The sequence below is a fragment of the Kluyvera sp. CHPC 1.251 genome (genome assembly GCF_036759945.1).
Taxonomy (GTDB): Bacteria; Pseudomonadota; Gammaproteobacteria; order Enterobacterales; family Enterobacteriaceae; genus Kluyvera; species Kluyvera sichuanensis.
Map to the genome: position 1 here is coordinate 445151 of NZ_JAPKIC010000003.1, position 26368 is coordinate 471518.

41 protein-coding genes are annotated in these 26368 nt (G+C 52.4%); 37 read left to right on the forward strand and 4 right to left on the reverse strand.

Annotated features, from left to right (window positions below):
* Positions 1-6: 6 nt before the first annotated feature.
* Together V6940_RS08840 and V6940_RS08845 are read right to left on the reverse strand one after the other, a co-directional pair.
* On the reverse strand, positions 7-939 hold the full coding sequence (locus V6940_RS08840; protein WP_333495600.1) for a LysR family transcriptional regulator: 933 nt from the start codon (positions 937-939) through the stop codon (positions 7-9).
* A 16-nt stretch (positions 940-955) separates the two neighbouring features.
* A complete protein-coding gene (locus tag V6940_RS08845) occupies positions 956-2863 on the reverse strand; it encodes an ABC transporter ATP-binding protein (protein ID WP_270503187.1) in 1908 nt (635 codons plus the stop codon).
* A 172-nt stretch (positions 2864-3035) separates the two neighbouring features.
* Here V6940_RS08845 and kefG point away from each other — a divergent pair, with 172 nt between their 5' ends.
* The 4 genes from kefG to slyD all read left to right on the forward strand — a co-directional run bounded on the left by kefG (position 3036) and on the right by slyD (position 6301).
* Positions 3036-3587, forward strand: coding sequence for a glutathione-regulated potassium-efflux system ancillary protein KefG (kefG, locus tag V6940_RS08850; RefSeq protein WP_333495625.1), 552 nt, complete (start codon positions 3036-3038; stop codon positions 3585-3587).
* Positions 3587-5392, forward strand: coding sequence for a glutathione-regulated potassium-efflux system protein KefB (kefB, locus tag V6940_RS08855; RefSeq protein WP_333495626.1), 1806 nt, complete (start codon positions 3587-3589; stop codon positions 5390-5392). Before kefG ends, kefB begins: the two co-directional genes overlap by 1 nt.
* Positions 5393-5401: 9 nt before the next feature.
* Positions 5402-5602: a YheV family putative zinc ribbon protein gene (locus tag V6940_RS08860; RefSeq protein ID WP_035894371.1), complete on the forward strand. Its 201-nt coding sequence runs from the start codon at positions 5402-5404 to the stop codon at positions 5600-5602.
* A gap of 96 nt (positions 5603-5698) precedes the next feature.
* Positions 5699-6301, forward strand: coding sequence for a peptidylprolyl isomerase (gene slyD / locus V6940_RS08865; protein ID WP_035894370.1), 603 nt, complete (start codon positions 5699-5701; stop codon positions 6299-6301).
* A gap of 63 nt (positions 6302-6364) precedes the next feature.
* Here the strand turns inward: slyD and V6940_RS08870 are convergent, their stop codons facing one another.
* Positions 6365-6583, reverse strand: a complete 219-nt coding sequence (locus V6940_RS08870) for a protein SlyX (protein ID WP_035894369.1) — start codon at positions 6581-6583, stop codon at positions 6365-6367.
* Positions 6584-6805: 222 nt separating this feature from the next.
* Here V6940_RS08870 and fkpA point away from each other — a divergent pair, with 222 nt between their 5' ends.
* From fkpA to bfr, 11 genes are all read left to right on the forward strand, one after another.
* A complete protein-coding gene (gene fkpA / locus V6940_RS08875; protein WP_333495601.1) occupies positions 6806-7651 on the forward strand; it encodes an FKBP-type peptidyl-prolyl cis-trans isomerase in 846 nt (281 codons plus the stop codon).
* Positions 7652-7816: 165 nt separating this feature from the next.
* Positions 7817-8539, forward strand: coding sequence for a helix-turn-helix transcriptional regulator (locus V6940_RS08880; protein ID WP_035894367.1), 723 nt, complete (start codon positions 7817-7819; stop codon positions 8537-8539).
* Positions 8539-8925 (forward strand): sulfurtransferase complex subunit TusD, encoded by a 387-nt coding sequence (gene tusD, locus V6940_RS08885; protein ID WP_333495602.1) that lies wholly within the window; start codon positions 8539-8541, stop codon positions 8923-8925. Before V6940_RS08880 ends, tusD begins: the two co-directional genes overlap by 1 nt.
* Positions 8925-9284 carry a sulfurtransferase complex subunit TusC gene (tusC, locus tag V6940_RS08890; RefSeq protein ID WP_333495603.1) on the forward strand — a complete coding sequence of 120 codons (360 nt, stop codon included), beginning with the start codon at positions 8925-8927 and terminating at the stop codon, positions 9282-9284. Before tusD ends, tusC begins: the two co-directional genes overlap by 1 nt.
* Before the next feature lie 7 nt (positions 9285-9291).
* Positions 9292-9579 (forward strand): sulfurtransferase complex subunit TusB, encoded by a 288-nt coding sequence (gene tusB, locus V6940_RS08895; RefSeq protein ID WP_333495604.1) that lies wholly within the window; start codon positions 9292-9294, stop codon positions 9577-9579.
* A 124-nt stretch (positions 9580-9703) separates the two neighbouring features.
* Positions 9704-10078: a 30S ribosomal protein S12 gene (rpsL, locus tag V6940_RS08900; RefSeq protein ID WP_000246815.1), complete on the forward strand. Its 375-nt coding sequence runs from the start codon at positions 9704-9706 to the stop codon at positions 10076-10078.
* Between the two features lie 90 nt (positions 10079-10168).
* Complete coding sequence (gene rpsG, locus V6940_RS08905; protein WP_035894363.1) at positions 10169-10639, forward strand: 30S ribosomal protein S7; 471 nt, start codon at positions 10169-10171, stop codon at positions 10637-10639.
* 96 nt (positions 10640-10735) lie between these two features.
* Positions 10736-12850 carry an elongation factor G gene (gene fusA, locus V6940_RS08910; protein ID WP_333495605.1) on the forward strand — a complete coding sequence of 705 codons (2115 nt, stop codon included), beginning with the start codon at positions 10736-10738 and terminating at the stop codon, positions 12848-12850.
* A 69-nt stretch (positions 12851-12919) separates the two neighbouring features.
* Positions 12920-14104: an elongation factor Tu gene (tuf, locus tag V6940_RS08915; RefSeq protein WP_333495606.1), complete on the forward strand. Its 1185-nt coding sequence runs from the start codon at positions 12920-12922 to the stop codon at positions 14102-14104.
* A gap of 184 nt (positions 14105-14288) precedes the next feature.
* Positions 14289-14483 (forward strand): bacterioferritin-associated ferredoxin, encoded by a 195-nt coding sequence (gene bfd / locus V6940_RS08920; RefSeq protein WP_035894970.1) that lies wholly within the window; start codon positions 14289-14291, stop codon positions 14481-14483.
* A 72-nt stretch (positions 14484-14555) separates the two neighbouring features.
* Positions 14556-15032 (forward strand): bacterioferritin, encoded by a 477-nt coding sequence (gene bfr, locus V6940_RS08925; RefSeq protein WP_185668953.1) that lies wholly within the window; start codon positions 14556-14558, stop codon positions 15030-15032.
* Here the strand turns inward: bfr and V6940_RS08930 are convergent.
* The gene (locus tag V6940_RS08930; protein ID WP_442910788.1) at positions 15016-15492 is read right to left on the reverse strand and encodes a prepilin peptidase; all 477 of its coding nucleotides are present in this window, start codon (positions 15490-15492) and stop codon (positions 15016-15018) included. The two genes, bfr and V6940_RS08930, sit on opposite strands and share 17 nt — an antisense overlap.
* A gap of 376 nt (positions 15493-15868) precedes the next feature.
* Here V6940_RS08930 and rpsJ point away from each other — a divergent pair, with 376 nt between their 5' ends.
* From rpsJ to secY, 22 genes are all read left to right on the forward strand, one after another.
* Positions 15869-16180 carry a 30S ribosomal protein S10 gene (rpsJ, locus tag V6940_RS08935; RefSeq protein WP_001181005.1) on the forward strand — a complete coding sequence of 104 codons (312 nt, stop codon included), beginning with the start codon at positions 15869-15871 and terminating at the stop codon, positions 16178-16180.
* 32 nt (positions 16181-16212) lie between these two features.
* The gene (gene rplC, locus V6940_RS08940; RefSeq protein WP_035894971.1) at positions 16213-16842 is read left to right on the forward strand and encodes a 50S ribosomal protein L3; all 630 of its coding nucleotides are present in this window, start codon (positions 16213-16215) and stop codon (positions 16840-16842) included.
* A 10-nt stretch (positions 16843-16852) separates the two neighbouring features.
* The gene (gene rplD, locus V6940_RS08945; RefSeq protein ID WP_003031119.1) at positions 16853-17458 is read left to right on the forward strand and encodes a 50S ribosomal protein L4; all 606 of its coding nucleotides are present in this window, start codon (positions 16853-16855) and stop codon (positions 17456-17458) included.
* A complete protein-coding gene (gene rplW, locus V6940_RS08950) occupies positions 17455-17757 on the forward strand; it encodes a 50S ribosomal protein L23 (RefSeq protein ID WP_000617546.1) in 303 nt (100 codons plus the stop codon). The genes rplD and rplW overlap by 4 nt, the downstream gene beginning before the upstream one ends.
* Positions 17758-17774: 17 nt before the next feature.
* Entirely contained in the window at positions 17775-18596 is an 822-nt protein-coding gene (gene rplB, locus V6940_RS08955; protein WP_095283669.1) for a 50S ribosomal protein L2, read from the forward strand.
* A 16-nt stretch (positions 18597-18612) separates the two neighbouring features.
* The gene (gene rpsS, locus V6940_RS08960) at positions 18613-18891 is read left to right on the forward strand and encodes a 30S ribosomal protein S19 (protein WP_001138117.1); all 279 of its coding nucleotides are present in this window, start codon (positions 18613-18615) and stop codon (positions 18889-18891) included.
* Between the two features lie 14 nt (positions 18892-18905).
* Positions 18906-19238 (forward strand): 50S ribosomal protein L22, encoded by a 333-nt coding sequence (gene rplV / locus V6940_RS08965; protein WP_035894978.1) that lies wholly within the window; start codon positions 18906-18908, stop codon positions 19236-19238.
* 17 nt (positions 19239-19255) lie between these two features.
* Positions 19256-19954, forward strand: coding sequence for a 30S ribosomal protein S3 (gene rpsC / locus V6940_RS08970; protein WP_006817277.1), 699 nt, complete (start codon positions 19256-19258; stop codon positions 19952-19954).
* A gap of 12 nt (positions 19955-19966) precedes the next feature.
* Entirely contained in the window at positions 19967-20377 is a 411-nt protein-coding gene (gene rplP / locus V6940_RS08975; protein WP_035894979.1) for a 50S ribosomal protein L16, read from the forward strand.
* A complete protein-coding gene (gene rpmC, locus V6940_RS08980) occupies positions 20377-20568 on the forward strand; it encodes a 50S ribosomal protein L29 (protein ID WP_002919754.1) in 192 nt (63 codons plus the stop codon). The genes rplP and rpmC overlap by 1 nt, the downstream gene beginning before the upstream one ends.
* Complete coding sequence (gene rpsQ / locus V6940_RS08985) at positions 20568-20822, forward strand: 30S ribosomal protein S17 (protein WP_035894980.1); 255 nt, start codon at positions 20568-20570, stop codon at positions 20820-20822. Before rpmC ends, rpsQ begins: the two co-directional genes overlap by 1 nt.
* Before the next feature lie 163 nt (positions 20823-20985).
* The gene (gene rplN, locus V6940_RS08990; RefSeq protein ID WP_000613954.1) at positions 20986-21357 is read left to right on the forward strand and encodes a 50S ribosomal protein L14; all 372 of its coding nucleotides are present in this window, start codon (positions 20986-20988) and stop codon (positions 21355-21357) included.
* A 10-nt stretch (positions 21358-21367) separates the two neighbouring features.
* A complete protein-coding gene (rplX, locus tag V6940_RS08995) occupies positions 21368-21682 on the forward strand; it encodes a 50S ribosomal protein L24 (protein ID WP_035894981.1) in 315 nt (104 codons plus the stop codon).
* Positions 21683-21696: 14 nt separating this feature from the next.
* Positions 21697-22236 carry a 50S ribosomal protein L5 gene (rplE, locus tag V6940_RS09000; RefSeq protein ID WP_064541635.1) on the forward strand — a complete coding sequence of 180 codons (540 nt, stop codon included), beginning with the start codon at positions 21697-21699 and terminating at the stop codon, positions 22234-22236.
* Positions 22237-22250: 14 nt separating this feature from the next.
* Positions 22251-22556: a 30S ribosomal protein S14 gene (gene rpsN, locus V6940_RS09005; RefSeq protein WP_035894983.1), complete on the forward strand. Its 306-nt coding sequence runs from the start codon at positions 22251-22253 to the stop codon at positions 22554-22556.
* 30 nt (positions 22557-22586) lie between these two features.
* Positions 22587-22979, forward strand: coding sequence for a 30S ribosomal protein S8 (rpsH, locus tag V6940_RS09010; protein ID WP_003031127.1), 393 nt, complete (start codon positions 22587-22589; stop codon positions 22977-22979).
* Between the two features lie 12 nt (positions 22980-22991).
* Positions 22992-23525 (forward strand): 50S ribosomal protein L6, encoded by a 534-nt coding sequence (gene rplF / locus V6940_RS09015; protein WP_333495607.1) that lies wholly within the window; start codon positions 22992-22994, stop codon positions 23523-23525.
* Positions 23526-23534: 9 nt separating this feature from the next.
* Entirely contained in the window at positions 23535-23888 is a 354-nt protein-coding gene (rplR, locus tag V6940_RS09020) for a 50S ribosomal protein L18 (protein ID WP_000358960.1), read from the forward strand.
* Between the two features lie 14 nt (positions 23889-23902).
* Positions 23903-24406, forward strand: coding sequence for a 30S ribosomal protein S5 (rpsE, locus tag V6940_RS09025; protein ID WP_015962744.1), 504 nt, complete (start codon positions 23903-23905; stop codon positions 24404-24406).
* 3 nt (positions 24407-24409) lie between these two features.
* Positions 24410-24589, forward strand: a complete 180-nt coding sequence (gene rpmD, locus V6940_RS09030; RefSeq protein WP_003863301.1) for a 50S ribosomal protein L30 — start codon at positions 24410-24412, stop codon at positions 24587-24589.
* Positions 24590-24592: 3 nt separating this feature from the next.
* Positions 24593-25027 (forward strand): 50S ribosomal protein L15, encoded by a 435-nt coding sequence (gene rplO, locus V6940_RS09035; RefSeq protein ID WP_035894986.1) that lies wholly within the window; start codon positions 24593-24595, stop codon positions 25025-25027.
* A gap of 7 nt (positions 25028-25034) precedes the next feature.
* Complete coding sequence (gene secY / locus V6940_RS09040; protein ID WP_035894987.1) at positions 25035-26366, forward strand: preprotein translocase subunit SecY; 1332 nt, start codon at positions 25035-25037, stop codon at positions 26364-26366.
* The last annotated feature ends 2 nt before the right edge of the window (positions 26367-26368 follow it).

Below are 26368 nucleotides of genomic sequence, written 5' to 3' on the forward strand. Positions count from 1 at the left end.
CGGCAATCAGGCGTTCTGGTTCAGCGTCCGGGCGTACATGCGCCCTTCGGCGGCCAGCGCCAGCAGGCTTGGGTCGCGCTCGCGGTTACGGGCAAAGACAATCGCGATAAGCTGCTGCATCTGATAGGGCTCGGCGAGCTTTTGCAGCTTCACGGTATTCTCATACATCTTCTTCATTCGCCCCGGCATCAAACAGAACCCAACCCCTGCCTGCACCAGACTGAGCATCGAGAAAATGTCGTTGACGCGGGTCACGATTTCCGGCTCAAACCCGGCAATATGAAACGCCTCCTGGAAACCAGCGTAGGTGGCAAACCCTTCTGCCAGCGACACAAACTTCTCATTGCGATAGTGACGTAGGTCCGCCTTCATGGTGGTGTCCAGGGTCGCGGACATCGGTGCGGCGAGGTAGATATCGTCGTGGAATAGAGGGAGAACTTCGAGGCTGTTGCGGTCGATTTCGCTTTCGGAAATGGAGATGAGGATGGCGTCCAGCACGCCGTCCTCCAGCATCTTCAGCAGCGCTTCGTTGGAACCCATAGTGAGGTCGAGTTCCAGGTCCGGGCGGCGCAGCTTCATGCCCATAATCAGGTGCGGCACCGTCTCCAGCGTCAGTGAGTAAAGCGTACCGACGCGTAAACGCCCCTGGCCAACGCCTGCCGTTTTGCGCGTTTCTTCCAGACCGCGCTCCATCAACTGGGTGACTTCCTGGCAGTACTCCAGCAGCGTCCACGCCGCGGGCTGGGCGATAAGATTACGCCCTTTGTGCACGAACAGTGGACAACGAACGTTCTCTTCCAGCGTGTGCAGCGCCCGGTGCACGCTAACGCCGCTGATGTTCAGCGCCTCGGCGGTACGGGCGATGTTACCCTTCTCCATAAAGGTCATGAAGATGGTCAGCTTGCGGAAGGTAATATCGTCGGTGATTGACAGGTTCATCGTCCGCCTCAGGCAATCAGTCGTTTTGCATCATCTGCTCAAGCTGCTCCTGCGCTTCGAGCCATGCCATTTCACACTCTTCCAGCCCGGACTTCGCGCTGGCCTGCAGCTGCAGACATTCGGTCATTTCAGCTTTACGGCCTGGTTCATACAGACTGCTGTCGCCGAGCTTCTCTTCTGCCTTCGCCAGCTGCGCGTTGAGCTTCTCCATCTCTTTTTCCAGACGGGTAATCTCTTTGCGCAGCGGCTGGGTCAGGGTGCGTAGTTCAGCTTCGCGGCGCTTCTGATCTTTACGCGACTGCGCGCTGTTGGCGTTGTTTTCTTTCGGCGTATCGTCGGCCTGGTTTTCCAGCTTCTGCACGTCGCTCAGCCACTGCTGATAATCTTCCAGGTCGCCGTCGAACGGTTCAACCTTCTTATCATGCACCAGATAGAGATCGTCGGTGGTGGAGCGAATCAGGTGACGGTCGTGCGAGACCACTACCAGCGCACCTTCGAAGTCGATTAATGCTTCGGTCAGCGCCTGACGCATGTCGAGGTCAAGGTGGTTAGTCGGTTCATCGAGCAGCAGCAGATTCGGGCGCTGCCAGACGATCAGCGCCAGCACCAGACGGGCTTTCTCGCCGCCGGAGAAACGGGCGGTTTGTTCGGTGACCTTATCGCCCTGAAAGCCGAAGCCGCCGAGGTAGTCACGCAGCTTCTGCTCCAGCTCCTGCGGTGCCATGCGGGCCAGATGCTGCAGCGGGGATTCGTCCGCGCGCAGGAACTCCAGCTGATGCTGAGCGAAGTAGCCTAGCTTGATGCCTTTGGCGAGGCCGATTTCACCGTGCAGCGGTTCCAGCTCGCCTGCCAGCAGCTTAATCAGCGTCGACTTACCCGCGCCATTACGGCCCAGCAGGCCGATACGCGAGCCCGGTACCAGGTTCAGCTTGATCGATTCCAGAATGGTGCGGTCACCGTAGCCGGCGCTCACCTTTTCCATCTTCAGTAACGGGTTCGGCAGACTTTCCGGCGCGCGGAAGCTGAAGTGGAACGGGTTATCGACGTGAGCCGGGGCAATCAGCTCCATGCGTTCAAGCATCTTGATACGGCTTTGCGCCTGCTTGGCTTTGGTGGCCTTGGCGCGGAAACGGTCGATATAGCTTTGCAGATGCGCCACGCGCTCCTGCTGGCTTTCGTACATCGCCTGCTGCTGAGCCAGGCGGGTGGCGCGCTGCACCTCAAACGAGCTGTAGTTGCCGGTGTACTCGAACATCGTTTCCTGTTCGATATGAATAATTTTGTCGATGACCGGATCGAGGAAGTCGCGGTCGTGGGAAATCAGAATCAGCGTGCCCTGATAGCTTTTGAGCCATCTTTCCAGCCAGATAACCGCATCGAGGTCCAGGTGGTTGGTCGGTTCATCGAGCAGCAGCAGGTCGGAGCGACAAATCAGCGCCTGTGCCAGGTTGAGGCGCATACGCCAGCCGCCCGAGAAGTCGCTGACCGGACGGTCGAGCTGTTCGTTGCTGAAGCCGAGGCCGTGCAGCAGGCTGGAGGCGCGAGAGCGGATGGTCCACGCATCAATCGCGTCCAGTTTGCCGTGAACGGTGGCAATGGCGTGGCCATCATCGCGTTCGTTGGCGTCGTTCAGTTGGGCTTCGAGCTGGCGGTATTCGCGGTCACCGTCAATGACATAGTCCAGAGCAGGCTGCGGTAGCGCAGGCGTTTCCTGGTTTACCCACGCCAGCTGCCAGCTGCTCGGATAGGTAAAGTTGCCGCCGTCGGCGCTTATCTCGTTTTTCAGCAGCGCCAGCAGCGTGGATTTGCCGCAGCCGTTTTTCCCCACCAGGCCGACTTTCTGCCCTGGGTTGATGGTGGCCGATGCGTTATCCAGCAGGACGCGCACGCCGCGACGAATTTGTAACGAGGAGAAAACAATCATAAGGCGCCGTATGTTCTGAATATGTTAAATTGTCATTGTGGTAATGTAATGTGGTAAGCGAATCGCTAGACCGGGCCGCAATGGTAGCCCAAAACGATGACTATACACAAAATCATTCCGGTTGCGTTCAGCTACCAGAAAGAGGATGTGATTGACGCCCGGGAGGGGAATGATGTCACAGACGGCGAAAGTCCTGCTTGTCTATGCCCATCCGGAATCACAGGACTCGGTCGCTAACCGGGTTTTGCTTAAACCGGCTTCGCAGTTAAGCAACGTAACCGTGCACGATCTTTACGCGCACTATCCTGATTTTTTTATCGATATCCCTCGTGAGCAGGCGCTGTTGCGCGAGCATGATGTCATCGTGTTTCAGCATCCGCTTTATACCTACAGCTGCCCGTCGCTCTTGAAAGAGTGGCTGGACCGCGTGTTGAGCCGTGGTTTTGCCAGCGGCATCGGGGGAAACCAGCTGGAAGGAAAGTACTGGCGTAATGTGATTACTACTGGGGAGCCGGAAAGTGCCTACCGCCATGACGGGCTCAATCGCTACCCGATGAGCGACATCCTGCGTCCGTTCGAACTGACGGCCGCCATGTGCCATATGCACTGGCTGAGCCCAATCATCATCTACTGGGCGCGACGTCAGCCGCCCGATGAGCTGGCAAACCATGCGAAAGCCTATGCCGACTGGCTAGCAGCGCCGATAACGGCAGGGGGACGATGATGGAAGGTTCTGATTTATTACTGGCCGGAGTGCTGTTTCTCTTCGCGGCGGTGGCCGCGGTGCCACTGGCAGCGCGGCTGGGTATCGGTGCGGTATTAGGTTATCTGCTGGCGGGTATCGCCATCGGCCCGTGGGGGCTCGGCTTTATCAGCGACGTGGATGAAATTCTACACTTCTCCGAGCTGGGCGTGGTGTTCCTGATGTTTATCATCGGACTGGAACTGAACCCGTCCAAGCTATGGCAGCTACGACGCCCTATTTTTGGCATCGGTGCGGCGCAGGTGATTTTCAGCGCGGCGATCCTCGGTGGGCTGTTGATGCTCACTCACTTCTCCTGGCAGGCGGCGGTGATTGGCGGCATTGGCCTTGCGATGTCGTCGACCGCGATGGCGCTGCAGCTGATGCGCGAGAAGGGAATGAACCGCAGTGAATCCGGGCAACTTGGCTTCTCGGTGCTGTTGTTCCAGGACCTGGCGGTTATCCCCGCGCTGGCGTTGGTGCCGCTGCTGGCTGGTGCCGGTGACGAACATTTTGACTGGCAGACTGTGGGCTTAAAAGTACTGGCCTTCGGTGGCATGCTGATTGGCGGGCGCTACCTGCTGCGCCCGGTATTTCGTTTTATTGCCAGCTCTGGGGTACGCGAAGTCTTTACCGCCGCCACGCTGCTTCTGGTGCTGGGGTCCGCGCTGTTCATGGACGCGCTGGGCCTCTCGATGGCGCTGGGCACCTTTATCGCTGGCGTCCTGCTGGCGGAAAGTGAATACCGCCACGAGCTGGAAATTGCCATCGAGCCGTTTAAAGGGCTATTGCTAGGGCTGTTCTTTATCTCGGTCGGGATGTCGCTCAATCTCGGTGTGCTCTACACCCATCTGCTGGTGGTGATTGGCTGCGTGGCATTGCTGGTGGCGGTGAAAACGCTGGTGCTGTATCTGCTGGCGCATCTGCACGGTATGCGTAGCTCGGAGCGGATGCAGTTTGCCGGCGTGCTGAGTCAGGGCGGTGAGTTCGCCTTTGTACTTTTCTCCGCTGCTTCATCATTTAAAGTCTTTAAAGGCGACCAGATGTCGCTGCTGCTGGTGGTGGTGACGCTGTCGATGATGACCACCCCGCTGCTGATGAAGCTCGTCGATCTCACGCTGTCGCGCCGCTTTAACGGACCGGAAGAAGAAGATGAAGCGCCGTGGGTGGATGATGATAAGCCGCAGGTGATTGTGGTGGGCTTTGGTCGCTTTGGCCAGGTGATTGGTCGCTTATTGATGGCTAACAAACTGCGGATCACCGTACTGGAGCGCGACATCAGCGCGGTTAACCTGATGCGCAAATACGGCTATAAGGTTTACTACGGCGATGCAACTCAGGTTGAATTGCTGCGTTCGGCAGGCGCTGAGCAGGCGCAGTCGATAGTTATCACCTGCAACGAGCCGGAAGATACCATGAAGCTGGTGGAGATCTGCCAGCAGCACTTCCCGCATCTGAAGATTATGGCCCGTGCGCGAGGACGTGTGGAGGCGCACGAACTGCTACAGGCGGGCGTGGTACAGTTTTCCCGTGAGACCTTTTCCAGTGCGCTGGAACTGGGGCGCAAGGCGCTTATCTCCACCGGTATGCATCCGCATCAGGCGCAGCGCGCGCAGCTGCACTTCAAGCGGCTGGATATGCGCATGCTGCGTGAGCTGATGCCGGTACACAGCGATACCCAACAAATTTCTCGCGTGCGGGAAGCGCGACGAGAGCTGGAGGAGATCTTCCAGCGCGAAATGCAACAAGAGCGGCGGCAGCTGGACGGCTGGGACGAATTTGAATAGAAGGTGAGTATGGCGGTACGTAAACGTTTTATCGCGGGCGCGAAGTGCCCGTCGTGTCAGGCCCAGGATTCAATGGCGATGTGGCGCGAGAATAATATCGATGTGGTTGAGTGCGTTAAGTGCGGACACCAGATGCGGGAGGCGGATAAAGAAGCCCGCGAACACGTTCGCAAAGAGGAACAAGTGATCGGTATTTTTCATCCGGAGTAGCGATCCGTGCTGTCTTTTTTTAAGCTTATGGGTACACGGGTGTAGAATTCCGCTACAATCTGCGCCACTAAAATATTCCCATGCTCAGGAGATATCATGAAAGTAGCAAAAGACCTGGTGGTCAGCCTGGCCTATCAGGTACGTACAGAAGACGGTGTATTGGTTGATGAGTCTCCGGTAAGTGCACCGCTTGACTACCTGCATGGTCACGGTTCCCTGATCTCCGGCCTGGAAAACGCGCTGGATGGTCACGAAGTTGGTGATAAATTCGACGTTGCTGTTCAAGCTAACGACGCTTACGGTCAGTACGACGAAAACCTGGTGCAGCGCGTTCCTAAAGACGTCTTCATGGGCGTTGACGAACTGCAGGTTGGCATGCGTTTCCTGGCTGAAACTGACCAGGGTCCAGTACCGGTTGAAATCACCGAAGTTGAAGACGACCACGTTGTGGTTGACGGCAACCACATGCTGGCTGGCCAGAACCTGAAGTTCAACGTTGAAGTTGTTGCTATCCGCGAAGCGACCGAAGAAGAACTGGCTCACGGCCACGTTCACGGTGCGAACGGTCACGACCACGATCATGACCACGACCACGACGGTTGCTGCGGCGGTCACGGCCATGACCACGGTCACGACCACGGCGGCGAAGGCTGCTGCGGCGGTGGCGGTAAAGGCCACGGCGGCTGCGGTTGCCACTAATCCCTCTCGTTTTGTAGAACGATGGATACAAAAAAAGCGGGGAATACCCGCTTTTTTTACGCCTCAATAATGAGGGGGAGGCGTCTCTTCAGACTGTGACGCCATGTTTGACGGCTGGCTGGCCTTGAGCTTTTCGGTCAGCAGGCGCAGATGTTCGCGCAGTTTCGCCATCTCCATCTCGTGCGCTGTGACCGTCATGTTAAGGTCATCAATGGTGATCTCCTGAAAGGCCAGACGGCTTTCAAGCTCAGCCAGACGCGCTTCGATAGTCGTTTCCTGCATGATGTCCTCTCTACTGTTATCACCGCAATCGCGGCGGATTCTACGCAACTTTGCCCGGCCGTGCAGCCTCTGTTTGTGGCGCTGGAAACTAATTTAAACAAAAAGAGTCTGAAAAGAGTCGATATGAGAAGCGTTCATATGTAGATTTCCTCTACAACGTTCTATAGTACGCTTCTCATTTAGTTAACATTGGGGCGAGAGGCCCCGGCCCTGGAGAGATGGATGAAATCACTGTTTAAAGTAACGCTTCTGGCAACCACAATGGCCGTTGCACTGAATGCACCTCTGACCTTTGCAGCTGACGCTGCTGCTAAAGCTGCACCAGCTGCGGACGCGAAAGCGGCTCCGGCAGCAGACAGCAAAGCTGCATTCAAAAATGACGACCAGAAATCTGCCTATGCACTGGGCGCATCGCTGGGTCGTTACATGGAAAACTCTCTGAAAGAACAGGAAAAACTGGGCATCAAACTGGACAAGGACCAGCTGATCGCCGGGGTTCAGGACGCATTTGCTGATAAGAGCAAACTCTCCGATCAAGAGATCGAACAAACTCTGCAGGCGTTTGAAACTCGCGTGAAGACCTCCGCTCAGGCGAAGATGGAAAAAGACGCCGCTGACAACGAAGCAAAAGGTAAGGCTTTCCGTGACAAGTTCGCCAAAGAGAAAGGCGTGAAAACCGCGAAATCTGGCCTGCTGTACAAAGTAGAGAAAGAAGGTACCGGTGACGCGCCGAAAGACAGCGACACCGTTGTGGTTAACTACAAAGGTACGCTGACCGACGGTAAAGAGTTCGATAACTCTTACACTCGCGGTGAGCCTCTCTCCTTCCGTCTGGACGGCGTTATCCCTGGCTGGACCGAAGGTCTGAAAAACATCAAGAAGGGCGGTAAAATCCAGCTGGTTATCCCACCGGATCTGGCTTACGGCAAAACCGGCGTTCCGGGTATCCCGGCTAACTCCACCCTGGTCTTCGATGTTGAACTGTTAGACATCAAACCGGCACCGAAAGCCGATGCGCAGCCAGACGCTGCACCGGCTGACAAAGCGGCCGAAGCCAGCAAAAAATAAGATTGCGAAAGCCGCCGCCCAATGGGCGGCGGCTTTTTATTATCTACAGGATATAATTAATGCTGGAAAGCGCCTTATGCGCTGTATTACTTTAGATGCCCCTAATAGTGATGAGCCTGCCCTGACAACATAACGACAGGCTCCTGAAAAGGAGTGCTTTTTTTCATGTCCAGGTCGCTTTTAACCAACGAAACCAGTGAACTTGATTTACTGGATCAACGTCCTTTCGATCAAACTGACTTCGATATTCTAAAATCCTACGAAGCGGTTGTGGACGGGTTGGCGATGCTCATTGGTTCCCACTGCGAAATCGTGTTGCATTCACTTCAGGATCTAAAATGCTCGGCAATACGCATCGCGAACGGCGAACATACCGGGCGTAAAATCGGTTCTCCGATTACCGATCTCGCGCTGCGCATGCTGCATGATATGACCGGGGCAGATAGCAGCGTTTCCAAATGCTATTTTACTCGCGCCAAAAGCGGCGTACTGATGAAGTCCGTTACCATCGCCATCCGTAACCGTGACCACCGGGTTATCGGCTTACTGTGCATCAACATGAACCTCGATGTTCCGTTCTCGCAGATTATGAACACCTTTATTCCGCCGGAAACGCCGGAAGTGGGCTCTGCGGTTAACTTCGCTTCCTCCGTTGAGGACCTGGTCACCCAGACGCTGGAGTTCACTATCGAAGAGGTGAATGCCGATCGCAACGTTTCCAATAACGCCAAGAATCGCCAGATCGTGCTCAATCTTTATGAGAAAGGCATCTTTGACATCAAGGATGCGATTAACCAGGTCGCCGATCGTCTGAACATCTCCAAACACACCGTTTATCTCTATATCCGTCAGTTCAAGAGCGGTGATTTCCTGGGGCAAGATAAGTAATGCGTTTTGCCCTGATGGTGACCGGCCCCGCGTATGGCACTCAGCAGGCCAGCAGCGCGCTGCAGTTTGCGAAGGCTGCGCTGGCGGAAGGTCACGAGATAGCCTGCGTATTTTTCTATCGGGAAGGGGTCTATAACGCCAATCAGCTGACCTCACCCGCCAGCGATGAATTCGATTTGGTCCGCGCATGGCAGTTACTGCATGACGAAAATGGTGTAGCGCTTCACATCTGTGTGGCCGCCGCGCTGCGTCGTGGCATTACCGATGAAACCGAGGCCCGGCAGCTTGGTCTGGCAACGTTTAATCTCCAGCCCGGCTTTTCGCTGAGCGGATTAGGCTCATTGGCTGAAGCCGCGCTGACCTGCGATCGAATGGTACAGTTCTGATGAAACGAGTTGCGTTTGTTTTTTCCTCCGCCCCGCACGGCAGCAGTGCCGGCAGGGAAGGGCTGGATGCATTACTGGCGACATCAGCCCTGAGCGAAGACCTCGGCGTGTTTTTTGTGGGCGACGGCGTGTTTCAGCTACTCAGCCAGCAGCAGCCGGGTGTTATTCTTGCTCGCGACTACATTGCCACCTTCAAGCTGCTCTCGCTCTACGATATCGAAAATTGCTGGATTTGCGCGGCATCCCTGCGCGAACGTGGGCTGACGACAGAGACGACGTTTGTCACCGACGTCGAGCCGCTGGAAGCGGATGCGCTGCGCCAGCGCCTTAACGACTACGATGTGATCCTGCGCTTCTGAGGCCCTCATGCTGCATACGCTACGCACCTCTCCCTGGCATACCGACATCAGCGGGATCACCCGCCTGATGGACGACGGTGATGACCTGCTATTGATCGCCGATGGCGTGCTGGCAGCGGTTGAAAACGGCCGCTTCCTTGAAATTCTCCGCGCGGCCCCCATATCCATCTACGTGTTGAATGAAGATGTGCAAGCGCGCGGTCTTTGTGCTCAAATTTCGAGCGATGTCATCATGGTCAGCTATACTGACTTCGTCAGGTTAACGGTAAAACACGCCGCTCAGATTGCCTGGTAGCATCTTTGCCGTTGTATATTTCTTGACACCCTTTCGGCATGGCCCTAAAATTTCGCGTCCTCATATTATATGAGGCGATTTATTACGTGTTTACGAAGCAAAAGCTAAAACCAGGAGCTATTTAATGGCAACAGTTAACCAGCTGGTTCGCAAACCACGTGCTCGCAAAGTTGCAAAAAGCAACGTGCCAGCGCTGGAAGCCTGCCCGCAGAAACGTGGTGTATGTACCCGTGTATATACCACCACTCCTAAGAAACCAAACTCCGCACTGCGTAAAGTATGCCGTGTGCGTTTGACTAACGGTTTTGAAGTTACCTCCTACATCGGTGGTGAAGGTCACAACCTGCAGGAACACTCCGTGATCCTGATCCGTGGCGGTCGTGTAAAAGACCTTCCGGGTGTTCGTTACCACACCGTTCGTGGTGCGCTTGACTGCTCCGGCGTTAAAGACCGTAAGCAAGCTCGCTCCAAGTATGGCGTGAAGCGTCCTAAGGCTTAATGGTTCTCCGTTAAGTAAGGCCAAACGTTTTATATTAATGTCAAACTCTTTGAGTTTTGGACAATCCTGAATTAACAACGGAGTATTTCCATGCCACGTCGTCGCGTCATTGGTCAGCGTAAAATCCTGCCAGATCCTAAGTTCGGATCAGAACTGCTGGCTAAATTTGTTAACATCCTGATGGTAGATGGTAAAAAATCTACTGCAGAATCAATCGTATACAGCGCGCTGGAGACCCTGGCTCAGCGTTCTGGTAAAAATGAACTGGAAGCATTCGAAGTTGCGCTCGAAAACGTGCGCCCAACTGTCGAAGTTAAGTCCCGCCGCGTAGGTGGTTCTACTTATCAGGTTCCAGTTGAAGTTCGTCCGGTCCGTCGTAATGCTCTGGCAATGCGTTGGATCGTTGAAGCTGCTCGTAAACGCGGTGATAAATCCATGGCTCTGCGCCTGGCGAACGAACTTTCTGACGCTGCAGACAACAAAGGTACTGCAGTTAAGAAACGTGAAGACGTTCACCGTATGGCAGAAGCCAACAAGGCGTTCGCACACTACCGTTGGTAATCCCTTCGGAGTATTAGTCACCAGGCGGGCGCTTCAGCGAAGCTGCCCGCTTTGGGTTACTTAACTGAACGCCTAAAAAGATAAACGAGGAATCAAATGGCTCGTACAACACCCATCGCACGCTACCGTAACATCGGTATCAGTGCGCACATCGACGCCGGTAAAACCACTACTACCGAACGTATTCTGTTCTACACCGGTGTAAACCACAAAATCGGTGAAGTTCACGACGGCGCCGCTACCATGGACTGGATGGAGCAGGAGCAGGAACGTGGTATTACCATCACTTCCGCAGCGACTACTGCATTCTGGTCTGGTATGGCTAAGCAGTATGAACCGCACCGCGTAAACATCATCGACACCCCAGGGCACGTTGACTTCACCATCGAAGTAGAACGTTCCATGCGTGTTCTTGACGGTGCGGTAATGGTTTACTGCGCAGTTGGTGGTGTTCAGCCACAGTCTGAAACCGTATGGCGTCAGGCTAACAAATACAAAGTTCCACGTATCGCGTTCGTTAACAAAATGGACCGTATGGGTGCGAACTTCCTGAAAGTTGTTGATCAGATCAAAACCCGTCTGGGCGCGACTCCGGTTCCGCTGCAGCTGGCAATTGGCGCTGAAGAAGGTTTCACCGGTGTTGTTGACCTGGTGAAAATGAAAGCGATCAACTGGAACGATGCAGACCAGGGCGTTACCTTCGAATACGAAGATATCCCGGCTGATATGGTTGACCTGGCTGACGAATGGCACCAGAACCTGATCGAATCCGCTGCTGAAGCTTCTGAAGAGCTGATGGAGAAATACCTGGGTGGTGAAGAACTGTCTGAAGAAGAGATCAAGAAAGCTCTGCGTCAGCGTGTTCTGAACAACGAAATCATCCTGGTAACTTGTGGTTCTGCGTTCAAGAACAAAGGTGTTCAGGCGATGCTGGATGCGGTAATTGATTACCTGCCATCCCCAATCGACGTACCTGCAATCAACGGTATGCTGGACGACGGTAAAGACACTCCGGCTGAGCGTCACGCAAGTGATGACGAGCCGTTTGCTGCGCTGGCGTTCAAAATCGCAACCGACCCGTTTGTTGGTAACCTGACGTTCTTCCGCGTGTACTCAGGTGTTGTTAACTCCGGTGATACTGTATACAACCCAGTAAAATCGGCTCGTGAGCGTTTTGGTCGTATCGTACAGATGCACGCTAACAAGCGTGAAGAGATCAAAGAAGTTCGCGCAGGTGACATTGCTGCGGCAATCGGCCTGAAAGACGTAACAACTGGTGACACCATTTGTGATCCAGACAACGTGATCATTCTGGAGCGTATGGAATTCCCAGAACCGGTAATCTCCATCGCTGTAGAACCAAAAACCAAAGCTGACCAGGAAAAAATGGGTCTGGCTCTGGGCCGTCTGGCTAAAGAAGACCCATCATTCCGCGTATGGACTGATGAAGAATCTAACCAGACCATTATCGCCGGTATGGGTGAACTGCACCTCGACATCATCGTTGACCGCATGAAGCGTGAATTCAACGTTGAAGCGAACGTCGGTAAACCTCAGGTTGCTTACCGCGAAGCGATTCGCGCGAAAGTTACCGATATCGAAGGTAAGCACGCTAAGCAGTCTGGTGGTCGCGGTCAGTACGGTCATGTTGTTATCGACATGTACCCACTGGAGCCGGGTTCTAACCCGAAAGGCTACGAATTCATCAACGACATCAAGGGTGGTGTAATCCCTGGCGAATACATCCCTGCCGTTGATAAAGGTATCCAGGAACAGCTGAAATCTGGCCCGCTGGCTGGTTACCCGGTTGTTGACATGGGTGTTCGTCTGCACTTCGGTTCTTACCATGACGTTGACTCCTCTGAACTGGCGTTTAAACTGGCAGCTTCTCTGGCGTTTAAAGACGGCTTTAAGAAAGCGAAACCAGTTCTGCTTGAGCCTATCATGAAGGTTGAAGTAGAGACTCCTGAAGAGAACACTGGTGACGTTATCGGTGACTTGAGCCGCCGTCGTGGTATGCTCAAAGGTCAGGAATCCAACGTTACTGGCGTTGTGATCCACGCTGAAGTTCCGCTGTCCGAAATGTTCGGTTATGCAACTCAGCTGCGTTCACTGACCAAAGGCCGTGCTTCTTACTCCATGGAGTTCCTGAAGTACGACGATGCGCCGAACAACGTTGCTCAGGCCGTTATTGAAGCCCGTGGTAAATAATCCACAGGATTAAAACCTAAGTCCCGTGCTCTCTCCAAAGGGGAGAGCACTATAGTAAGGAATATAGCCGTGTCTAAAGAAAAATTTGAACGTACAAAACCGCACGTTAACGTCGGCACCATCGGCCACGTTGACCACGGTAAAACTACCCTGACTGCTGCAATCACTACCGTACTGGCTAAAACCTACGGCGGTGCTGCTCGTGCTTTCGACCAGATCGATAACGCACCAGAAGAAAAAGCTCGTGGTATCACCATCAACACTTCCCACGTTGAATATGACACCCCGACTCGCCACTACGCACACGTAGACTGCCCAGGCCACGCCGACTATGTTAAAAACATGATCACCGGTGCTGCGCAGATGGACGGCGCGATCCTGGTTGTTGCTGCGACTGATGGCCCTATGCCACAGACTCGTGAGCACATCCTGCTGGGTCGTCAGGTAGGCGTTCCTTACATCATCGTGTTCCTGAACAAATGCGACATGGTTGATGACGAAGAGCTGCTGGAACTGGTTGAAATGGAAGTTCGTGAACTTCTGTCCCAGTACGACTTCCCAGGTGATGATACCCCAATCATCCGTGGTTCTGCTCTGAAAGCGCTGGAAGGCGAAGCAGAGTGGGAAGCGAAAATCATCGAACTGGCTGGCTTCCTGGATTCTTACATCCCAGAACCAGAACGTGCTATCGACAAGCCGTTCCTGCTGCCAATCGAAGACGTATTCTCCATCTCCGGTCGTGGTACCGTTGTTACCGGTCGTGTAGAGCGCGGTATCGTTAAAGTTGGTGAAGAAGTTGAAATCGTTGGTATCAAAGAGACTGCTAAGTCTACCTGTACCGGCGTTGAAATGTTCCGCAAACTGCTGGACGAAGGCCGTGCTGGTGAGAACGTTGGTGTTCTGCTGCGTGGTATCAAACGTGAAGAAATCGAACGTGGTCAGGTTCTGGCTAAGCCAGGCTCTATCAAGCCGCACACCAAGTTCGAATCTGAAGTGTACATTCTGTCCAAAGACGAAGGCGGCCGTCATACTCCGTTCTTCAAAGGCTACCGTCCACAGTTCTACTTCCGTACTACTGACGTGACCGGTACCATCGAACTGCCAGAAGGCGTTGAGATGGTAATGCCAGGCGACAACATCAAGATGGTTGTGACTCTGATCCACCCAATCGCGATGGACGACGGTCTGCGTTTCGCAATCCGTGAAGGCGGCCGTACTGTAGGTGCGGGCGTTGTTGCTAAAGTAATGAGCTAATTATTGATTAATTAGTTTTGCACTTGAAAAGGGCACTTCGGTGCCCTTTTTGCTTTTTGTTATTTATCCCCGCAATATTTTCCGCACGATTTGATCCCTTATTTCACGCGACTTCTCGCGTCTGGCTATTGTAATCATAATTATTCTCACTTACACTTTGTTCAGAAATTGAACGGGAGTGGTTATGTACGTTTGTTTGTGTAATGGCGTCAGCGATAAAAAAATTCGCCAGGCAGTACGCCAGTTTCATCCGCAGTCTTTCCAGCAATTAAGAAAATGCATTCCTATTGGAAATCAATGTGGTAAATGCGTTCGTGCTGCACGTGAGGTGATGGAAGACGAATTAATGCAAATGCCAGAGTTCAAAGAGATTGCCTGAGCCCGGATTTCTTTTTTGACATCCCGGTAGGCCGTTCTACGCTTCAATAAGTGGAAGCGGAGGGTCTATATAATGAAAGGTGATGTTAAGATAATAAATTATCTCAATAAATTATTGGGAAACGAGCTTGTCGCAATCAACCAATACTTTCTCCATGCGAGAATGTTCAAAAACTGGGGCCTGATGCGCCTCAACGATATTGAATACCACGAATCCATCGATGAAATGAAACACGCCGATCAGTACATTGAGCGTATTCTGTTTCTTGAAGGGATCCCTAATCTACAAGACCTTGGCAAGCTGCATATCGGCGAAGATGTCGAAGAGATGCTGCAGTCCGACTTAAAGCTTGAACTGGACGGCGCGAAGGATCTGCGTGAAGCCATTGCCTATGCTGATAGCGTACATGACTACGTCAGCCGTGATATGTTGATTACTATCCTCACCGAGGAAGAACATCACATTGACTGGCTGGAGACCGAACTGGATCTGATCGGTAAAATTGGTCTGCAGAACTATCTACAGTCGCAAATTAAGGTTGAAGGCTAAGAGCCGATATGCCCGCCATAATAAAACCCGCCGCTCCCAGAAATGGTCCAAAAGGCAGCGGGTTTTTTATATTCTCCCCCTGACCTGGACATAGCGCCTTCCCCGCAATAAAGGTGCACGCCAACAGCGTAGCCAACAGCACAAGCAGCGGTAGAGATTGCCAGCCGTGCCAGGCACCGAGTGCCGCCACATACTTCACATCACCATACCCTAAGCCTTCACGGCGTCGCAGCGCGCGGTATCCCCAGTAAAAGAGTGCCATCGCGCAATAGCCTGCAATCGCTCCCCATAGCGCCTCGTTACTCCTTGTTGGGTTCAGGCAGAGCTGACTTAATAGTCCTCCCCAAAGAAGCGGGCAGGTGAAGACGTCACGTAATAACCCAGTGCGGTAGTCTTGCCAGCACAGGATGACGTTGAGTACGACATAGAGAAGAAAGAAGGGGAGGGCCGGAAGTATCATGATTGGTTTCCATAAGAGGTCATGCTGGCAGTGTGCGAGGCGAAGAGATACGCGACAACGGGCGATGCGCGTTTTCACGAGGGGCTATCCAGACTCATACCCATCGTTGCAGTTTGTTCACCGATTCTGCTACCCGCCTTCCAGGCTTTACTGACTAATTTATAAACGCGACTTGCTTAGTATGGGTATACGTGTATAATGCGCGGGCTTGTCTAATATAGACAGCGGTTCAATATGAACCACCGGTACTGCGTAAGCGATACCAGACAATGTTCCCAATTGGGGAACTCTGTAAGAACGGTTACACTCTCCCATCAATCGTAATGGGTTTGAGGAGTAACTATTTCGTCTATAAAATAATTGGAGCTCTGGTCTCATGCAGAACCAAAGAATCCGTATCCGCCTGAAAGCGTTTGATCATCGTCTGATCGATCAATCAACCGCGGAAATCGTCGAGACTGCTAAGCGCACTGGTGCGCAAGTCCGTGGTCCGATCCCGCTGCCGACCCGCAAAGAGCGCTTTACCGTTCTGATCTCCCCGCACGTCAACAAAGACGCGCGTGATCAGTACGAAATTCGCACTCACAAGCGTCTGGTTGACATCGTTGAGCCAACTGAAAAAACCGTTGATGCTCTGATGCGTCTGGACCTGGCTGCCGGTGTAGACGTGCAGATCAGCCTGGGTTAATCAGGTCATCGAGCGATTGAGAGGTTGATACAATGATTGGTTTAGTCGGTAAAAAAGTGGGTATGACCCGCATCTTCACTGAAGATGGCGTTTCTATCCCAGTAACCGTTATCGAAGTTGAAGCAAACCGCGTTACTCAGATCAAAGATCTGGCTAACGATGGCTATCGCGCTGTTCAGGTTACCACTGGTGCTAAAAAAGCTAACCGTGTAACCAAGCCGGAAGCTGGTCACTTCGCTAAAGCTGGCGTAGAAGCTGGCCGCGGCCTGTGGGAGTTCCGTCTGGCAGATGGTGAAGAATACACCGTTGGTCAGGACATTAGCGTTGAACTGTTTGCTGACGTTAAAAAAGTTGACGTAACCGGTACCTCTAAAGGTAAAGGTTTCGCTGGTACCGTTAAGCGCTGGAACTTCCGTACCCAGGACGCTACTCACGGTAACTCCTTGTCTCACCGCGTTCCGGGTTCTATCGGTCAGAACCAGACTCCGGGCAAAGTGTTCAAAGGCAAGAAAATGGCAGGTCAGATGGGTAACGAACGTGTCACCGTTCAGAGCCTTGACGTAGTACGCGTTGACGCTGAGCGCAACCTGCTGCTGGTTAAAGGTGGTGTTCCGGGTGCGACCGGTTGCGACCTGATCGTTAAACCAGCTGTGAAGGCGTAAGGGGATAGCAATGGAATTAGTATTGAAAGACGCGCAGAGCGCGCTGACTGTTTCCGAAACTACCTTCGGTCGTGATTTCAACGAAGCGCTGGTTCACCAGGTTGTTGTTGCTTATGCAGCTGGTGCTCGTCAGGGTACTCGTGCTCAGAAGACTCGTGCTGAAGTAACTGGTTCAGGCAAAAAGCCATGGCGCCAGAAAGGTACCGGCCGTGCGCGTTCAGGTTCTATCAAGAGCCCGATCTGGCGTTCAGGTGGCGTGACCTTCGCTGCTCGTCCACAGGACCACAGTCAAAAAGTTAACAAAAAGATGTACCGCGGCGCGCTGAAAAGCATCCTGTCCGAACTGGTACGTCAGGATCGTCTGATCGTTGTCGAATCATTCTCTGTTGAAGCGCCTAAAACTAAGCTGCTGGCACAGAAACTGAAAGACATGGCTCTGGAAGATGTGCTGATCATCACCGGTGAGCTGGACGAAAACCTGTTCCTGGCTGCGCGCAACCTGCACAAGGTTGACGTACGCGATGCAACTGGTATCGACCCGGTTAGCCTGATCGCCTTCGACAAAGTCGTAATGACTGCTGATGCTGTTAAGCAAGTTGAGGAGATGCTGGCATGATTCGTGAAGAACGTCTGCTGAAGGTGCTGCGCGCACCGCACGTTTCTGAAAAAGCGTCTACTGCGATGGAAAAAACCAATACCATCGTTCTCAAAGTTGCCAAAGACGCGACCAAAGCAGAAATCAAAGCTGCTGTGCAGAAACTGTTTGAAGTCGAAGTCGAAGTCGTTAACACCCTGGTAGTTAAAGGGAAAGTTAAACGTCACGGACAGCGTATCGGTCGTCGTAGCGACTGGAAAAAAGCTTACGTCACCCTGAAGGAAGGCCAGAATCTGGACTTCGTCGGCGGCGCTGAGTAAGTCGGAGGAGTAATACAATGGCAGTTGTTAAATGTAAACCGACATCTCCGGGTCGTCGCCACGTCGTTAAAGTGGTCAACCCAGAGCTGCACAAGGGCAAACCTTTTGCTCCGCTGGTTGAAAAAAACAGCAAATCCGGTGGTCGTAACAACAATGGCCGTATCACCACTCGTCACATCGGTGGTGGTCACAAGCAGGCTTACCGTATTGTTGACTTCAAACGCAACAAAGACGGTATCCCGGCAATTGTTGAACGTCTTGAGTACGATCCGAACCGCTCCGCGAACATCGCGCTGGTTCTGTACAAAGACGGCGAACGTCGTTACATCCTGGCCCCTAAAGGCCTGAAAGCTGGCGACCAGATTCAGTCTGGCGTTGATGCTGCAATCAAAGCAGGTAACACCCTGCCGATGCGCAATATCCCGGTTGGTTCTACCGTTCATAACGTAGAAATGAAACCAGGTAAAGGCGGTCAGCTGGCACGTTCCGCTGGTACTTACGTTCAGATCGTTGCTCGCGATGGTGCTTATGTCACCCTGCGTCTGCGTTCTGGTGAAATGCGTAAAGTCGAAGCAGAATGCCGTGCAACCCTGGGCGAAGTTGGCAATGCTGAGCATATGCTGCGCGTTCTGGGTAAAGCAGGTGCTGCACGCTGGCGTGGTGTTCGTCCTACCGTTCGCGGTACTGCGATGAACCCAGTCGATCACCCACATGGTGGTGGTGAAGGTCGTAACTTTGGTAAGCACCCGGTAACTCCGTGGGGCGTTCAGACCAAAGGTAAGAAGACCCGCAGCAACAAGCGTACTGATAAATTCATCGTACGTCGCCGTAGCAAATAATTTTAGAGGATAAGCCATGCCACGTTCTCTCAAGAAAGGTCCTTTTATTGACCTGCACTTGCTGAAGAAGGTAGAGAAAGCGGTGGAAAGCGGAGACAAGAAGCCCCTGCGCACTTGGTCCCGTCGTTCAACGATCTTTCCTAACATGATCGGTTTGACCATCGCTGTCCATAATGGTCGTCAGCACGTTCCAGTATTTGTAACCGACGAAATGGTTGGTCACAAACTGGGTGAATTCGCACCGACTCGTACTTATCGCGGCCACGCTGCTGATAAAAAAGCGAAGAAGAAATAAGGTAGGAGGAAGAGATGGAAACTTTAGCTCAACATCGCCATGCTCGTTCTTCTGCTCAGAAGGTTCGCCTTGTTGCTGACCTGATTCGCGGTAAGAAAGTGTCGCAGGCGCTGGAAATTCTGACCTACACCAATAAGAAAGCGGCTGTACTGGTCAAGAAAGTTCTGGAATCTGCCATTGCTAACGCTGAACACAACGATGGCGCTGACATTGATGATCTGAAAGTTACGAAAATTTTCGTAGACGAAGGCCCAAGCATGAAGCGCATTATGCCGCGTGCTAAAGGTCGTGCAGATCGCATCCTGAAGCGCACCAGCCACATCACTGTGGTTGTGTCCGATCGCTGAGACTCTGGAGACTAGCAATGGGTCAGAAAGTACATCCTAATGGTATTCGCCTGGGTATTGTAAAACCATGGAACTCTACTTGGTTTGCGAACACCAAAGAATTCGCTGACAACCTGGACAGCGATTTTAAAGTACGTCAGTACCTGACTAAGGAACTGGCTAAGGCGTCCGTATCTCGTATCGTTATCGAGCGTCCGGCTAAGAGCATCCGTGTGACCATTCACACTGCTCGCCCGGGCATCGTAATCGGTAAGAAAGGCGAAGACGTAGAAAAACTGCGCAAGGTCGTAGCGGATATCGCTGGCGTTCCTGCACAGATCAATATCGCTGAAGTTCGTAAGCCGGAACTGGACGCTAAATTGGTTGCTGACAGCATCACTTCACAGCTGGAACGTCGCGTTATGTTCCGTCGTGCTATGAAGCGTGCTGTACAGAACGCAATGCGTCTGGGCGCGAAGGGTATTAAAGTTGAAGTTAGCGGCCGTCTGGGCGGCGCGGAAATCGCACGTACCGAATGGTACCGCGAAGGTCGCGTACCTCTGCACACTCTGCGTGCTGACATCGACTACAACACCTCTGAAGCGCACACCACTTACGGTGTAATCGGCGTTAAGGTATGGATCTTCAAAGGTGAGATCCTGGGTGGTATGGCTGCTGTTGAACAACCGGAACCGGCTGCTCAACCTAAAAAGCAGCAGCGTAAAGGCCGTAAATAAGGAGCGTCGCTGATGTTACAACCAAAGCGTACAAAATTCCGTAAAGTGCACAAAGGCCGTAACCGCGGTCTGGCGCAGGGTACGGATGTTAGCTTCGGCAGCTTCGGCCTGAAAGCTGTTGGCCGTGGTCGTCTGACTGCACGTCAGATCGAAGCAGCACGTCGTGCAATGACCCGTGCAGTTAAGCGTCAAGGTAAGATCTGGATCCGTGTATTCCCGGACAAACCGATCACCGAGAAACCGCTGGCAGTGCGTATGGGTAAAGGTAAAGGTAACGTGGAGTATTGGGTTGCCTTGATCCAGCCGGGTAAAGTCCTGTATGAAATGGACGGTGTCCCGGAAGAGCTGGCCCGTGAAGCATTCGGCCTCGCTGCAGCGAAACTGCCGATCAAAACCACCTTTGTAACTAAGACGGTGATGTAATGAAAGCAAAAGAGCTGCGTGAAAAAAGCGTTGAAGAGCTGAACGCTGAGCTGCTGAACCTGCTGCGTGAGCAGTTCAACCTGCGCATGCAGGCTGCCAGTGGCCAGCTGCAACAGACTCACCTGCTGAAGCAGGTTCGTCGTGATGTTGCACGCGTTAAGACTTTACTGACTCAGAAGGCGGGTGCGTAATGACCGATAAAATCCGTACTCTGCAAGGTCGCGTAGTTAGCGCAAAAATGGAGAAATCCATTGTTGTTGCTATCGAACGTATGGTGAAACACCCGGTATACGGCAAATTCATCAAACGTACGACCAAACTGCACGTACATGACGAGAACAACGAATGCGGTATGGGCGACGTGGTTGAAATCCGCGAATGCCGTCCGCTGTCCAAGACTAAGTCCTGGACGCTGGTTCGCGTTGTAGAGAAAGCGGTTCTGTAATACAGTACTCGTTCTCGATACGAATAAACGGCTCAGCGATGAGCCGTTTATTTTTTCTACCCTTATCGTTGAAGCGGTGTTATAATGCCGCGCCCTCGATATGGGGCTTTTTAACGACCTGAATTCGGGTCTCAGTAGTAGTTGACATTAGCGGAGCACTAAAATGATCCAAGAACAGACTATGCTGAACGTCGCCGACAACTCCGGTGCACGTCGCGTAATGTGTATCAAGGTTCTGGGTGGCTCGCACCGTCGCTACGCAGGCGTAGGCGACATCATCAAGATCACCATCAAGGAAGCAATTCCACGTGGTAAGGTCAAAAAAGGTGATGTGCTGAAGGCGGTAGTGGTGCGCACCAAGAAGGGTGTTCGTCGCCCGGACGGTTCTGTCATTCGCTTCGATGGTAATGCATGCGTTATTTTAAACAATAACAGCGAGCAACCTATCGGTACGCGTATTTTTGGGCCGGTAACTCGTGAACTTCGTAACGAGAAGTTCATGAAAATTATCTCTCTGGCACCAGAAGTACTCTAAGGAGCGAATCATGGCAGCGAAAATCCGTCGTGATGACGAAGTTATCGTGTTAACCGGTAAAGATAAAGGTAAACGCGGTAAAGTTAAGAATGTCTTGTCTTCCGGCAAGGTTATCGTTGAAGGTATCAACCTGGTTAAGAAACACCAGAAGCCGGTTCCGGCTCTGAACCAACCAGGCGGCATTGTAGAGAAAGAAGCAGCTATTCAGATCTCTAACATTGCACTGTTCAACGCGGCTACCGGCAAGGCTGACCGTGTAGGCTTTAGATTCGAAGACGGCAAAAAAGTCCGTTTCTTCAAGTCTAACAGCGAAACTATCAAGTAATTTGGAGTAGTACGATGGCGAAACTGCATGATTACTACAAAGACGAAGTAGTCGCTAAACTCATGTCTGAGTTTAACTACAATTCTGTCATGCAAGTCCCTCGGGTCGAGAAGATCACCCTGAACATGGGTGTTGGTGAAGCGATCGCTGACAAGAAACTGCTGGATAACGCAGCAGCTGATCTGACAGCAATCTCCGGTCAAAAGCCGTTGATCACCAAAGCACGCAAATCAGTTGCAGGCTTCAAAATCCGTCAGGGCTATCCGATCGGCTGTAAAGTAACTCTGCGTGGCGAACGCATGTGGGAGTTCTTTGAGCGCCTGATCACTATTGCTGTACCACGTATCCGTGACTTCCGTGGCTTGTCCGCTAAGTCATTCGACGGCCGTGGTAACTACAGCATGGGTGTCCGTGAGCAGATCATCTTCCCAGAAATCGACTACGATAAAGTCGACCGCGTACGTGGTTTGGATATTACCATCACCACTACTGCGAAATCTGACGAAGAAGGCCGTGCTCTGCTGGCTGCCTTTGACTTCCCGTTCCGCAAGTAAGGTAGGGTTACTGAATGGCTAAGCAATCAATGAAAGCACGCGAAGTAAAGCGCGTAGCTTTAGCTGATAAATTCTTCGCTAAACGCGCTGAACTCAAAGCTATCATCTCTGATGTGAACGCAACCGACGAAGATCGTTGGAATGCTGTTCTGAAGCTGCAGTCTCTGCCGCGTGATTCCAGCCCGTCTCGTCAGCGTAAACGCTGCCGTCAAACTGGTCGTCCGCATGGCTATGTGGGCAAGTTCGGGTTGAGCCGTATCAAGCTTCGTGAAGCCGCTATGCGCGGTGAAGTACCAGGCTTGAAAAAGGCTAGCTGGTAATTACCAATTGAATCACGGGAGTAAAGACAGATGAGCATGCAAGATCCGATCGCGGATATGCTGACCCGTATCCGTAACGGTCAGGCCGCGAATAAAGCTGCGGTCACCATGCCTTCCTCCAAGCTGAAAGTGGCAATTGCCAACGTGCTGAAGGAAGAAGGTTTTATTGAAGATTTTAAAGTTGAAGGCGACACCAAGCCGGAACTGGAACTTACTCTTAAGTATTTCCAGGGTAAAGCTGTTGTAGAAAGCATTCAGCGTGTTAGTCGCCCAGGTCTGCGTATTTATAAGCGCAAAGACGAGCTGCCAAAAGTTATGGCTGGCATGGGTATCGCGGTTGTTTCTACCTCTAAAGGTGTTATGACTGATCGTGCAGCGCGCCAGGCTGGTCTTGGTGGCGAAATTATCTGCTACGTAGCCTAATCGGAGGAAAAAATGTCTCGTGTTGCTAAAGCACCGGTCGTTGTTCCTGCCGGCGTTGATGTAAAAATCAACGGTCAGGTTATTACGATCAAAGGTAAGAACGGCGAGCTGACTCGTACTCTCAACGATGCTGTTGAAGTTAAACATGCAGATAATGCTCTGACTTTCGGTCCACGTGATGGTTACGTAGACGGTTGGGCTCAGGCTGGTACCGCGCGTGCCCTGCTTAACGCAATGGTTGTCGGTGTTACCGAAGGCTTCACTAAGAAGTTACAGCTGGTTGGTGTAGGTTATCGTGCAGCGATCAAAGGGAATGCAGTAAGCCTGTCTTTAGGCTTCTCTCACCCTGTTGAGCATCAGCTGCCTGCAGGTATTACTGCTGAATGTCCGACTCAAACTGAAATCGTGCTGAAAGGCGCTGATAAGCAGGTGATCGGCCAGGTAGCAGCGGATCTGCGCGCCTACCGTCGTCCTGAGCCTTATAAAGGCAAGGGTGTTCGTTACGCCGACGAAGTCGTGCGTACCAAAGAGGCTAAGAAGAAGTAAGGTAACACTATGGATAAGAAATCTGCTCGTATCCGTCGTGCGACCCGCGCACGCCGCAAGCTCCAGGAGCTGGGTGCAACTCGCCTGGTGGTACATCGTACCCCGCGTCATATTTACGCACAGGTCATTGCACCAAACGGTTCCGAAGTTCTGGTAGCTGCTTCTACTGTAGAAAAAGCTATCGCTGAACAACTGAAGTACACCGGTAACAAAGACGCTGCAGCAGCTGTGGGTAAAGCTGTCGCTGAACGCGCTCTGGAAAAAGGCATCAAAGATGTGTCCTTTGACCGTTCCGGGTTCCAATATCATGGTCGTGTCCAGGCACTGGCAGATGCTGCCCGTGAAGCTGGCCTTCAGTTCTAAGGTAGAGGTGTAAGATGGCTCACATCGAAAAACAAGCTGGCGAACTGCAGGAAAAGCTGATCGCGGTAAACCGCGTATCTAAAACCGTTAAAGGTGGTCGTATTTTCTCCTTCACAGCTCTGACTGTAGTTGGTGATGGTAACGGTCGCGTTGGTTTTGGTTACGGTAAAGCGCGTGAAGTTCCAGCAGCGATCCAGAAAGCGATGGAAAAAGCCCGTCGCAATATGATTAACGTCGCGCTGAATACCGGCACCCTGCAGCACCCAGTTAAGGGTACTCACACGGGTTCTCGTGTATTCATGCAGCCGGCTTCTGAAGGTACCGGTATCATCGCCGGTGGTGCAATGCGCGCCGTCCTGGAAGTCGCTGGGGTTCGTAACGTTCTGGCTAAAGCGTATGGTTCCACTAACCCGATTAACGTGGTTCGTGCAACTATCGACGGTCTGGAAAATATGAAATCTCCGGAAATGGTCGCTGCCAAGCGTGGTAAATCCGTTGAAGAAATTCTGGGGAAATAAACCATGGCAAAGACTATTAAAATTACTCAAACCCGCAGTGCAATCGGTCGTCTGCCGAAACACAAGGCAACGCTGCTTGGCCTGGGTCTGCGTCGTATTGGTCACACCGTAGAACGCGAGGATACTCCTGCTGTTCGTGGTATGGTCAACGCGGTTTACTTCATGGTTAAAGTTGAGGAGTAAGAGATGCGTTTAAATACTCTGTCTCCGGCCGAAGGCTCTAAAAAGGCGGGTCGCCGTCTGGGTCGTGGTATCGGTTCTGGCCTCGGTAAAACCGGCGGTCGTGGTCACAAAGGTCAGAAGTCTCGTTCTGGCGGTGGCGTACGTCGTGGTTTCGAGGGTGGCCAGATGCCACTGTACCGTCGTCTGCCGAAGTTCGGCTTCACTTCTCGCAAATCAGCGATTACAGCGGAAGTCCGTCTGTCTGACCTGGCGAAAGTGGAAGGCGGTATTGTTGACCTGAACACGCTGAAAGCAGCTAACATTATCGGTATCCAGATCGAGTTCGCGAAAGTGATCCTGTCTGGTGAGGTTTCTACCCCGGTAACTGTTCGTGGCCTGCGTGTTACTAAAGGCGCTCGTGCTGCTATCGAAGCTGCTGGCGGTAAAATCGAGGAATAAGTAGCAGATGGCTAAACAACCGGGATTAGATTTTCAAAGTGCCAAAGGTGGCTTAGGCGAGCTGAAACGCAGACTGTTGTTTGTAATCGGTGCGCTTATTGTGTTCCGTATTGGCTCTTTTATTCCGATCCCTGGTATTGATGCCGCTGTACTTGCCAAACTGCTTGAGCAACAGCGAGGCACCATCATTGAAATGTTCAACATGTTCTCTGGTGGTGCTCTCAGCCGTGCTTCTATCTTTGCCTTGGGTATCATGCCGTATATTTCGGCATCGATTATTATCCAGCTGCTGACGGTGGTTCATCCAACGCTGGCAGAAATCAAGAAAGAAGGGGAGTCTGGTCGTCGTAAGATCAGCCAGTACACCCGTTACGGCACTCTGGTGCTGGCAATATTCCAGTCAATCGGTATTGCTACCGGTTTACCGAATATGCCTGGTATGCAGGGCCTGGTAATCAATCCAGGCTTTGCATTCTATTTCACCGCTGTTGTGAGTCTGGTTACAGGGACTATGTTCCTGATGTGGCTCGGCGAACAGATTACTGAGCGTGGTATCGGCAACGGTATCTCAATCATTATCTTCGCTGGTATCGTTGCGGGACTCCCGCCAGCCATTGCCCATACTATCGAGCAAGCGCGTCAAGGCGACCTGCACTTCCTCCTGTTGCTGTTGGTTGCAGTATTAGTGTTTGCAGTGACGTTCTTTGTTGTATTTGTTGAACGTGGTCAACGCCGCATTGTGGTAAACTACGCGAAACGTCAGCAAGGTCGTCGTGTCTATGCTGCACAGAGCACACATTTACCGCTGAAAGTGAATATGGCCGGGGTAATCCCAGCAATCTTCGCTTCCAGTATTATTCTGTTCCCTGCGACCATCGCGTCATGGTTCGGGGGCGGTACCGGTTGGAACTGGCTGACAACAATTTCGCTGTATTTGCAGCCTGGGCAACCGCTTTATGTGTTACTCTATGCGTCTGCAATCATCTTCTTCTGTTTCTTCTACACGGCGTTGGTCTTCAACCCGCGTGAAACAGCAGATAACCTGAAGAAGTCCGGTGCATTTGTACCAGGAATTCGTCCGGGAGAGCAAACGGCGAAGTATATCGATAAAGTAATGACTCGCCTGACTCTCGTTGGTGCGTTGTATATTACTTTTATCTGCCTGATCCCGGAGTTCATGCGTGATGCAATGAAAGTGCCGTTCTACTTCGGTGGGACATCGCTACTGATCGTTGTTGTCGTGATTATGGACTTTATGGCTCAAGTGCAAACTCTGATGATGTCAAGTCAGTACGAGTCTGCATTGAAGAAGGCGAACCTCAAAGGCTATAGCCGCTAAAA